Below are 10,108 nucleotides of genomic sequence, written 5' to 3' on the forward strand. Positions count from 1 at the left end.
AGTCAGTCGAGTCCCCCGAGTCCCCCGAGTCAGTCGAAGACGACCGTACGGTGCCCGTTGAGCAGCACCCGGCGCTCGCTGTGCCACTTCACCGCGCGGGCCAGCGCCTGGCACTCCACATCGCGGCCGACCGCCACCAGCTGGTCCGGGGTGAGCCCATGGCCGACGCGCTCGACCTCCTGCTCGATGATCGGGCCCTCGTCCAGATCGGCGGTCACATAGTGGGCGGTGGCCCCGATCAGCTTGACCCCGCGCGCATGCGCCTGGTGGTAGGGCTTGGCGCCCTTGAAGCTCGGCAGGAAGCTGTGGTGGATGTTGATGATCCGGCCCGACAGCTCCTTGCACAGGTCGTCGGAGAGCACCTGCATATAGCGGGCCAGCACCACCAGTTCGACATGCTCCGTGCGCACCAGGTCCAGCAGCCGGGCCTCGGCCTCCCGCTTGGTGTCCTTCGTCACGGGGATGTGGTGGAACGGAATCCCGTAGGTGCCGACCAGCTCCTGGAAGTCCGTGTGGTTGGAGACCACCGCGGCGATCTCGACCGGCAGCGCGCCGATCCGCGACCGGAAGAGAAGGTCGTTCAGGCAGTGCCCGAACTTGCTGACCATGAGCAGGATGCGCATCTTCTCGTCGGCACGATGGATCTCCCAGTCCATCTGGAAGGACTCGCCGACCGCCGTGAAGCTCGCCCGCAGATCCTTCACCTTCACCGGCGAGACGGCGCGGAAGGCCACCCGCATGAAGAAGAGCCCGGTGTCCCGGTCCCCGAACTGCTGGCTGTCCTCGATGTTGCAGCCGGTCATGAAGAGATAGCTCGACACGGCGTGCACGATGCCCGGCTTGTCCGGGCAGGACAGCGTCAGGATGTACTGGTCGGGGACGGGATGCGACTCGCTCATGACTCCATAGCGTCCCACACCCGGGACGGCGCCCCACACCGCGGCGTCGTTCAGACCGCCTGCGTCATGATCGCCAGTACTTCGAGGGTGCGCGGTGGGATGTCCGGATCCTCGCCGTCGTTGGTGGCCAGCCGCACATGGGCCTCGCGGGCCGCCCGTACGGCCTCCGGCCAGGCATGGTGCTCGAGGTACGCCGAGACGGGGGCGTCCGCGCCCGCCTGGTGCATGATCCTCAGCACCCGCAGCACGGCGACATCGACCAGCGCCGCCTCCTGCGAGTCACGGAAGATCGTGCCGACGTACTTCTCGGCGGACCAGTTGTCCAGCCAGGTGTCCTCGACCAGCCGGTAGACGGCGTCCGTCACATCCCCGTACCCAGGCTGGCCGCCCAGCCAGCACTCCTGCTGGAAGACGGGATCCGAAAGCATATGCAGCGCCGAGCGCACATTGGTGCGCCAGCGCCACCAGGGCATGTCGTTGACAGGCATGCCCCCCATGGTGGTCGAGCGACGGGCGCGACGGGAAGACTTCTCCGAACCTTGCACAGTCACTGATCGTACGTTCTTCACACATAGAGACGGATCCGCCCCCGCTGTTCACCTCTACGTCACCATCCCTTGTCTTGTCATAGCGGCTGCGTTCCTCGCGAAGCACCAAGCTCGCTTGCCATGACCGGACGGCGACGCCCCTCCTCCCGCCCCTTCCGAGCCGCCGTCGCGGCACTGTGTACGGCGGTCGGCGCGTCGCTGCTGTCCGGCTGCGGCGCGGTACTGTCGAACAAGAGCGACAGCGACCCCATCACCGTCATGACCTGGGCCCCCGAGGGCACCAAAGCGACCAATATGCCGGGAATGCCCGCCATGGCGAAGGCATTTGCCCGCTGGGTCAACGACTCCGGCGGCATCCACGGCCGCAAGCTCGATGTCATCACCTGCAACGAGCGCAACGACGCCGTCCAGGCCGCCGGCTGCGCCCAGCAGGCCAAGGAGGACAAGGCCGTCGCGGTCGTCGGCTCGTACAGCCAGTACGGCCGGTCCTTCATCTCCCCGCTGGAGGTCGCCGGCATCCCCTACATAGGCGGCTACGGGCTGACGCAGGAGGAGTTCGACAGCCCGTACTCCTATCCGGTCAACGGCGGCCAGGCCGCCCTGCTGGTGGGCAACGGCCGCCAGCTGGCCTCCCGCTGCGAGCGCACCGCGCTCGTACGCCCCGACACCATCGCGGGCGACGAGCTCCCCCAGCTCCTCAACACCGGCCTCAGGGCGGGCAATCGCGCCGACGCCCGCGACGTCCGCGCCCCCCAGGGCGCGGGCGACTACAGCAGGCAGGCCACCACGGCCCTGGAGGGCGTCGGCGCCGACAGCTCCCTCGGCGGCGCCGACCAGGGCGCGACCCTGGAGAACTCCTGCGTCACCGCGGCGCTCGGCAACCGCACCGGCACCTTCTTCGACTCCTTCCGCCGGGTCCAGGAGAACCATCCGAAGGTGCGGATAGCCTCCATCCTCGGCGGCGTCCGGCAGTCCCTGATCGACTCCACCGGCGGCACCTCCAGCCCCCTGGAGGGCACCTACGCGACCGGCTGGTACCCGGCCGGGGACGATCCGCGCTGGAACTCCATGAAGAAGATCATCAACAAATACGCCTTCGACGACAACCGCATCGACCCGGACGACCCCGGTACGCAGACCACCTGGATCGGCTACACGGTGCTGCGCTCGGTGCTGATGTCCCTGCACGCCGACGACATCAGCGCCCGCACCGTGCGCAACGCGCTGGACAACGGCCACGCGGTCAACACCGGCGGGCTGACGCCGACGCTGCGCTGGGGTTACGACGACACGCTGCACGTGCCCAACTACTCGCGGATCGTCAACGCGGACGTCACCTACCAGATGGTGCGCGACGGCCGGCTGGTGGCGGTGCGCAAGGGCTTCGTCAACGTGTCCAAGATCCTGGAGCGCTACCACCCGGCGGACTGAGCCACGGGTCGGCCGGGGACGGCGGCAGCGCCCCCGGCCGCCCGGTCACAGGTCGGTGGCCTGGTGCGAGGTGAGGCCGTACTGGGAGGCGATCGGGTTCCACAGCCCCGAGGCCGTCTTCTTGGCCTGGGTCGCCTCGCCGCTCGCCCGCTCGGCCGCCCCGACCCGGGGCGAATGGCGGGCCTTGCCCTTGGGGCAGCCCTTCTTGCCGCCGACCTGGTCGGCCCAGGCGGCGTACTCGTTGTCGGCCCTGGCCGAGGACTTCCACGCCCTGGTGAGCGACGCGGTCAGCCGCGCGTGATCGGGCAGCTTGTCCACCGACAGCTTGCCCAGCCGGGTCACCAGGTCATTGCGCTGGCCCGCGGCGGTCCGCAGATCCGATGCCGCGGTGGTCAGGTCCTTGCAGGACTTGATGTTGTCCACGGCCTTGATCACCGACGACCGGCTGTTGTTGCTGTCGGCGAGCAGCGCGTCCAGCGCCTTCGCCTGCGTCTCGACGGGGTCGGCGGCCTTGGACGACTCCGCGGCGCTCGGCGAGGAGCTGCTCAGCGTCGAGTTGTCCTTACCGTCGTCGTCGCCGCCCATACTGAGCACGGCTCCCGCGGCGAGTCCGGCGACGGCGCAGCTCGCCACCACCACGACGCCGATGATCATGCCCCGCGACATCCGGCGCCGCCCACCGCCGCCGTGACCGCCATGACCGCCGTCACCACGGCCGCCGTACGGCGGTTGCGGAACGTCCGGGCCGAACTGCGGAAGCTGCTGCGTCTCATCGGCGCCCCCGCCACCGGCACCGCCGGAGTCGCGGAACAGACCGTCGAACTCCGAGGGCGGCGGCCGGTCCCCGGGGAGGCCGGGACGGATCGCGTACGGGGCGCTGCCGGGCCGCTCCGGAATCGGGGCGGGCGCGGCGGGCGTGGGCGGGAGCACCGCGGTCTCCTCCGCGGCCGGGGCCGCGGGTGGCTGCTGGCGGTGGGCGCCCCGGCGGCCGGGGCGGACGGCGCGCAGCTGGGTGGTGGACTCGGCCGGTGACTCGGGCCGGTTCTCGGGCGGCAGCGGCGCGCTCTTGACCGGAGCGAGCGTGGTGGTGGGGGTGTCCAGGGGCGGCGGGGCCTCACCCGGGACCGGGGGTATGACCTGGGTCGCGTCCGCGTCCCCCGCGGGCTGCGGCGGCATCACCTGGGTCTCGTCGGCGGCCTGGTACGGCAGCTGCTGGGGCTGGTACGGCGACGGGACGTTGTGCGGCGGCCGGGCGTTGTGCGGCGGCTGGGCGTTGTGCGGCGGCTGGGCCGGTCTCTCCGGAGCCGTCCAGCCCTGCTGCTGCCCGTACGGCTGCACCTCGGGCGGCGGGGCGCCGAACCCGGCCGGCGGGGGCAGCTCCCCCTGCGGCGGCGGCGCGCCGAACTCACCCGGCGGCGGCAGATCGCCCTGCTGCGGCGGTTCCGGAGCGCTCTGCGGCCCCCAAGGCTGCCCCCACGCCTGTCCCCCGGCCGGGGCCCCCTGTTGGGCGTCCGAGGGCCTGTAGTCCCCCTGGGCAGGCAGCACAACCCCCTCGCGCACAGGCTGCGCGGGCGGGATCGCGGGAAGCCGCGGTTCATTCCCCTGACCGCTCTGCGTCACCGGGACTCCTTGGTTATACGGAACGACGGAATCGTCGGGTCACGCTACCGGTTCCCCAGAGGGCGCGGTGCCGATGAGCCCATCGGGACGGAGAGAGACTGGTCACCGCGACATGGGGCACATCACCACGATCGGGGGCGATATGAACCCCATCCGTACCCGCGGTAAACACAACGCAACACACTCCACAACACCCATGCCTCACCACACGCGCATCAGCCACCACAACACAACGCACTCGTAACACCCACACCGCTCAACGCCCCACAACGCCCCCCGCACCCGGCGGACGTCCCAGGCCGAATCCCAGGCCGAATCCCAGGCCGGACCTCGCGTCGAATCTCAGGCCGAATCCCAGGCCGGACCTCGCGTCGAATCTCGGGCCGGATCCCAGGCCGGGGTCTCAGGACAGGTCTCAGGCCACCTGCACCTGGAGCCGCGCCCCGAACTCCCGCACCACCGGCTCGTCCCGGTACGGCTCCAACCGCTGCTGGAAGTCGTCCAGATACTCCGCGCCCCGGTTGGATCGCAGCGTGCCCAGCAGATCCACCGCCTGGGTACCCACATGGCACGCCTGCTCCACCTCGCGCTGCTGCACATGCGCGGTGGCCAGCAGCAGCAGCCCGATCGCCCGCCGCCGCACCCGCCCCTCCGGAAGCCCCTCCAGGGCCTCCTCGGCGCGCCGCCTGGCCTGCTCGGCCTGGCCCAGGTCGCGGTGGCAGTGGGCCAGCTCATCGGCGAGATAGGCATGGTCGAAGTGGCGGATCCAGTTGGGTTCGTCGCCCGTGACGGAGCCCGAACCGCTGCCCACCGCCCGCTCCATGGCGTCCAGCGCCCGCCCGGCCGAGGACTGACAGGCCCGCGCGTCCCCCATCAGGGCGTGGCCGCGCGCCTCGGCCGCCAGGAACATCGATTCGGCACGCGGCGGCACCTGGCCCCGCGCGCCCTCCTGCGCGGCCTTCGCCAGTTGGGCGATCTCCCGGGGATTGCCCAGCTGGGCGGCGAGATGGCTCATGCTGGCGGCGAGCACATAGCCGCCGTAGCCCCGGTCCCCGGCGGCCTGGGCGAGCCGCAGCGCCTGGATGTAGTACCGCTGGGCGAGACCGGACTGACCGGTGTCGACCGCCATATAGCCGGCCAGCTCCGTCAACCGCGCGACGGCCGCGAACAGTTCGCGGCCGACCGCCTCGGTGTACGAGCCGGCCAGCAGCCCGGAGACCACGCTGTTCAGATAGTGGACGACGACGGGGCGCACATGGCCGCTGCCGTAGCGGTGGTCCAGGTCGACGAGCGCGTCCGTCGTGGCCCGCACCGCCGCGACGTCGGACCGCCCCACCCGGGCGCCCGCGGTGCGCGCCACCTGGGCGTCCGCACCGGTGATCAGCCAGTCGCGGCTGGGCTCGACCAGCGCGGAGGCGGCGACGGTCGAGCCGCTGAGGAAGTCACGGCGCCCCACATCGCTGCGCCACAACTCGCAGACCTGCTCTATCGCGCCGAGGACGGTGGGCGAGAACTGCAGACCGACCCCGGAGGCGAGGTTCTTGCCGTTGGCCATGCCGATCTCGTCGATCGTGACCGTACGGCCCAGTTTGCGGCCGAGCGCCTCGGCGATGATGCCCGGCGCCCGGCCCCGTGGCTGCTGGCCACGCAGCCAACGGGCCACCGACGTCTTGTCGTACCGCAGATCGAGACCGTGCTCGGCGCCGCACATATTGACCCTGCGCGCCAATCCGGCGTTGGAGCAGCCGGCTTCCTGGATGAGCGCCTGCAGCCGTTCGTTCGGCTGCCGCGCCACAAGCGGCCTAGCGGCCATGGCATTACCCCCAGTGACTGCTTGCGTTCTCGGCGTATCCGTCCCTGTTGCTGAGTGATGCCCCGCAGATATCGCAGGTATACGGCGAATGCGGAACTTGCCCGTATTGACCGCATAGACCGCATCGTTCGCGTACGGCGCCGATCCGAGTCCGGGACCGCCCTCCCCCTGGCGCTGCGGCATGGCCGCCGGACACTCGCACGCCCGTCACGCATGGTGGCTACCCGCTCACGCAGGCGCAACCCCATACGCGCCCCCGCCCGTGCACCCATGCGCCCCGCCATGCCGTCACCGCGCACCCCGGACCCCCGGCAGCACCGCCCGTGCGGGGGCCCGGCCGTAACCCTCGTTGACGGCGGAAGTTGTCCTGTGCGTGGAAGAGACCATGGACGTGACAGGACCAACGCGGTTTCCCGCGGGAACCTCGCAGATCCCTCAGCAGCGCGGGGAGCGGCTGCGCGACACGGCGGTGCGATACGCCGAGGAGCGGCATTGGGACGTGCTCTCCGGCGCCTGGCTCGAGGCCGTGGACGGCGTGGAGCGCTGCTCCTGCGGAACCGCCGACTGCCCGGCCCCCGGCGCCCATCCGACCGGCCGGGACTGGGTGAACCAGGCCACCGGCAGCGCGGTCGTGATCCGCCGCATGTGGGCCAGGACGCCGCGCGCCGCCATCCTGCTGCCCACCGGCCGCACCTTCGACGCGCTCGACGTCCCGGAGTCCGCGGGCTGTCTGGCGCTCGCCCGCATGGAGCGCCGCCAGGTCGAGCTGGGCCCGGTCACCTGCACCCCCGGGCGCCGGATGCTCTTCTTCGTCCTCCCCGGCGCCGCCGCCAAGGTCCCCGACCTGGTGCGGAATCTGGGCTGGCCGCCGAACTCGATCGACCTGACCGCCCGCGGCGAGGGCGACTATGTGGTCGCGCCGCCGACCCGGGTGGGCGTGCGCGGCCCGATCCAGTGGGCCCGGCGGCCCACCGCCGCCAACCGCTGGCTGCCCGACGCGGAAGAGCTGGTGAGCGCCCTCGCCTACGCCTGCGGCCGCGAGCGCCGCTGACGCTCCGGAGGGCTCCCCGGGACGGCCCCTATCGTGGAGCGACGGCGGGGCGTCGCGACCGGCCCCCGCGTGATACGTCAGTGGGACACGTGCCACAGGAAAACGGGGTAAGCCGGTGCCGCAGGAGCAAGCAGCAGACAGCACACAGCCACAGTCGTCCCGGGCCGCCGCCGTGCGGGTGAGCGGCCTGTGGAAGCGCTACGGGGAGCAGGTCGCGGTCGCCGGGATCGATCTCGAGCTGCCCGCCGGGCAGTTCATCGGACTCGTCGGACCCAACGGCGCCGGTAAGACCACCACGCTTTCGATGATCACCGGCCTGCTGCGCCCCGACAAGGGGACCGTGGAGATCGGCGGTCATGACGTCTGGCGGGACCCGGTCGAGGTCAAGGCCCGGATCGGGGTACTGCCCGAGGGGCTGCGGATGTTCGAGCGGCTCTCCGGCCGGGAGCTGCTCACCTACACCGGGCGGCTGCGCGGGCTGCCCGGCGCGGAGGTCGACCGGCGCGCCACCCAGCTGCTGGACGTCCTCGATCTCGCGGGCTCCCAGAGCAAGCTGGTCATCGACTACTCCACCGGCATGCGGAAGAAGATCGGACTGGCCGCCGCGCTGCTCCACAACCCCGAAATCCTCTTCCTCGACGAGCCCTTCGAGGGCGTCGACCCGGTCTCCGCCCAGACCATCCGCGGCGTCCTGGAGCGCTACACCGGCTCCGGCGCGACCGTCGTCTTCTCCAGCCATGTCATGGAGCTGGTGGAGTCGCTGTGCGACTGGGTCGCGGTGATCGCGAGCGGACGGATCCGGGCCCATGGTCCGCTGGCCGAGGTGCGGGGCGACGCGCCGTCCCTGCAGGACGCCTTCCTGGAACTGGTCGGCGCCAACCGGCGCCAGGCGGGCCAGAGCCTCGACTGGCTGGGCGGCGGCGCCCGATGACGCTCACCGACCCGCTCGACGCCAGGGGCCCGCTCGGCACCGCGGCTCCCGCACCGCCCGCGGTCCCCACCGGCTCCCCCACCCCCGTCTTCGTCTCGCTGAAGCTGGCGCTGCTGCGCAACGGGCTGCGCCAGTCCAGCGGCCGACGGGCCGCGTACATCACCTCGCTGGTGATGGCCATGCTGTTCGCCGTGTTGCAGTTGCTCGGCCTGGTGCTGCTGCGCGGTACGAACCACGTCGACGCGCTGGTCACGCTGTTGACGGCGGTGCTCGCCCTCGGCTGGGCGGTGATGCCGCTGTTCTTCCCCGGCGGCGACGAGACCCTCGACCCGACCCGGCTGGTGATGCTGCCGCTGCGACCGCGTTCGCTGATCACCGCCCTGCTGGTGTCCTCGCTGATCGGCATCGGCCCGCTGTTCACCCTGACCCTGGTGGCCGGTTCGGCGATCGCCGTCGCCCACGGGGCGGCCGCCGCGGCGGCGGGGGTCCTGGCCGTGGTGCTGACGGTACTGGTGTGCGTGGCGTTGGCCCGCGCCGTCGCCACGGCCAACACCCGCCTCCTCACCAGCCGTAAGGGCCGCGATATGGCGGTGCTCAGCGGTCTGTTCGTGGCGATCGGCGCGCAGTTCGTGAACCTAGGGGCCCAGCAGCTCGGCGGTAAGAACGGCCTGTCCGTGCTGGAACCGGCGTCCGCGGTGCTGCGCTGGGTGCCGCCCGCGGCGGCGGTGGACGCCGTCCAGGGCGTGAGCGACGGCGCCTACGGGGTCGCCGCGGCCCAGTTCGCCCTCACCGTCGCGGCGTTGGCGCTGCTGATGTGGTGGTGGCTCGGCACCCTCACCCATCTGATGACCACGCCGGACTCGTCCACGATCCAGGCGGCGGCACCGCGCGAGCGGCGGTCCTCCGCGGCCGACACCCCGGACGCCTCGGGCCCGTTCGCCCGGCTGCTGCCCTCCCGCGCGGCCGACACCCCGGACGCCTCGGGCCCGTTCGCCCGGCTGCTGCCCTCCGGCCGCACCGGCACGGTGCTGCTGCGCACGCTGCGCTATGCCGTACGGGACCCGAAGACCAAGTCGGCATGGGTCACCTCGCTGGGCGTCGGCCTGCTGCTGCCCTTCATCACCGCGGCCCAGGGCAACGGCTCGATCTACTGGGCCTGCTGGGCGTCGGGGATGCTCGGCATGCTGATGTACAACCAGTTCGGCCAGGACACCTCCGCCTTCTGGATGGTCGCGCAGACGATCTCCTCGCCCCGCGACGCCTATCTGGAGCTGCGGGGCCGTGCGCTGGCGCTGCTCCTGGTCGCGGTGCCCTACGTGGCGGTGGCGGTGCTCGGCTGCGCCGCCTTCCTCAAGAACTGGTCGGCCGCCCCCGAGGCGCTCGGGATCGCCCTGGCCCTGCTCGGCTCGATGCTGGCGACCGGCGCCCTGACCTCGGTGCTGGCCCCGTACTCCATACCGCAGGACAGCGGCTACAAGAACGTCGTCCCGGCGCAGGCGGGGATCGCCTGGATCAGCATCCTCGGCGGGATGATCCTGGGTTCCGTGCTGTGCGCGCCGGTGCTGGGCCTGACGATCTGGCTGCATGTCTCCGGGACACACGGCTTGCTGTGGGTGGTGTTCCCGCTGGGCGCGGTGTACGGCGCGGCGATCGCGGAGACCGGCCTGCGGGTGGCGGCGCCGCGGGTCGCGGCACGGCTGCCGGAGATCCTGGCGGCGGTCAGCAAGGGGTGACGACGCGGGCACGGGCACTGGCGGCGGGCACTGGCGGCGGGCACTGGCGGCGGGCACTGGCGGCGGGGCCGGGGGCGAACCC

Annotated in this window: 8 protein-coding genes; 4 read left to right on the plus strand and 4 right to left on the minus strand. The window is 71.8% G+C overall.

Features of this window, described 5'->3' with window-relative positions:
- Positions 1-29: 29 nt before the first annotated feature.
- Positions 30-899, minus strand: a complete 870-nt coding sequence (purU, locus tag ACFXB5_RS09050; RefSeq protein ID WP_385204337.1) for a formyltetrahydrofolate deformylase — start codon at positions 897-899, stop codon at positions 30-32.
- A 50-nt stretch (positions 900-949) separates the two neighbouring features.
- Positions 950-1,396, minus strand: coding sequence for a hypothetical protein (locus ACFXB5_RS09055; protein ID WP_230992193.1), 447 nt, complete (start codon positions 1,394-1,396; stop codon positions 950-952).
- A gap of 171 nt (positions 1,397-1,567) precedes the next feature.
- Here ACFXB5_RS09055 and ACFXB5_RS09060 point away from each other — a divergent pair, with 171 nt between their 5' ends.
- Positions 1,568-2,878 carry an ABC transporter substrate-binding protein gene (locus tag ACFXB5_RS09060; RefSeq protein ID WP_385204340.1) on the plus strand — a complete coding sequence of 437 codons (1,311 nt, stop codon included), beginning with the start codon at positions 1,568-1,570 and terminating at the stop codon, positions 2,876-2,878.
- Between the two features lie 45 nt (positions 2,879-2,923).
- On the opposite strand, the gene ACFXB5_RS09065 is transcribed toward ACFXB5_RS09060, so the two are convergent.
- Positions 2,924-4,498, minus strand: coding sequence for a hypothetical protein (locus tag ACFXB5_RS09065; RefSeq protein WP_385204343.1), 1,575 nt, complete (start codon positions 4,496-4,498; stop codon positions 2,924-2,926).
- Between the two features lie 415 nt (positions 4,499-4,913).
- Positions 4,914-6,311 carry a transcriptional regulator gene (locus ACFXB5_RS09070; RefSeq protein WP_385204346.1) on the minus strand — a complete coding sequence of 466 codons (1,398 nt, stop codon included), beginning with the start codon at positions 6,309-6,311 and terminating at the stop codon, positions 4,914-4,916.
- 385 nt (positions 6,312-6,696) lie between these two features.
- Between ACFXB5_RS09070 and ACFXB5_RS09075 the strand changes: the two genes are divergently transcribed.
- The 3 genes from ACFXB5_RS09075 to ACFXB5_RS09085 all read left to right on the plus strand — a co-directional run bounded on the left by ACFXB5_RS09075 (position 6,697) and on the right by ACFXB5_RS09085 (position 10,026).
- The gene (locus ACFXB5_RS09075) at positions 6,697-7,362 is read left to right on the plus strand and encodes a bifunctional DNA primase/polymerase (RefSeq protein ID WP_201852390.1); all 666 of its coding nucleotides are present in this window, start codon (positions 6,697-6,699) and stop codon (positions 7,360-7,362) included.
- 115 nt (positions 7,363-7,477) lie between these two features.
- Complete coding sequence (locus ACFXB5_RS09080) at positions 7,478-8,293, plus strand: ABC transporter ATP-binding protein (protein WP_385204348.1); 816 nt, start codon at positions 7,478-7,480, stop codon at positions 8,291-8,293.
- Positions 8,290-10,026, plus strand: a complete 1,737-nt coding sequence (locus ACFXB5_RS09085) for a transporter (protein ID WP_385204351.1) — start codon at positions 8,290-8,292, stop codon at positions 10,024-10,026. The genes ACFXB5_RS09080 and ACFXB5_RS09085 overlap by 4 nt, the downstream gene beginning before the upstream one ends.
- Positions 10,027-10,108 lie beyond the last annotated feature (82 nt).

The organism is Streptomyces sp. NPDC059455 (genome assembly GCF_042750115.1).
GTDB classification, from domain to species: Bacteria; Actinomycetota; Actinomycetes; order Streptomycetales; family Streptomycetaceae; genus Streptomyces; species Streptomyces endocoffeicus.

Bases quoted from the DNA above. Each gene is read 5' to 3' on its own strand.
- purU (WP_385204337.1), bottom strand. From the start codon at position 899: ATGAGCGAGTCGCATCCCGTCCCCGACCAGTACATCCTGACGCTGTCC.
- ACFXB5_RS09055 (WP_230992193.1), bottom strand. From the start codon at position 1,396: ATGGGGGGCATGCCTGTCAACGACATGCCCTGGTGGCGCTGGCGCACC.
- ACFXB5_RS09060 (WP_385204340.1), top strand. From the start codon at position 1,568: ATGACCGGACGGCGACGCCCCTCCTCCCGCCCCTTCCGAGCCGCCGTC.
- ACFXB5_RS09070 (WP_385204346.1), bottom strand. From the start codon at position 6,311: ATGGCCGCTAGGCCGCTTGTGGCGCGGCAGCCGAACGAACGGCTGCAG.
- ACFXB5_RS09075 (WP_201852390.1), top strand. From the start codon at position 6,697: ATGGACGTGACAGGACCAACGCGGTTTCCCGCGGGAACCTCGCAGATC.
- ACFXB5_RS09085 (WP_385204351.1), top strand. From the start codon at position 8,290: ATGACGCTCACCGACCCGCTCGACGCCAGGGGCCCGCTCGGCACCGCG.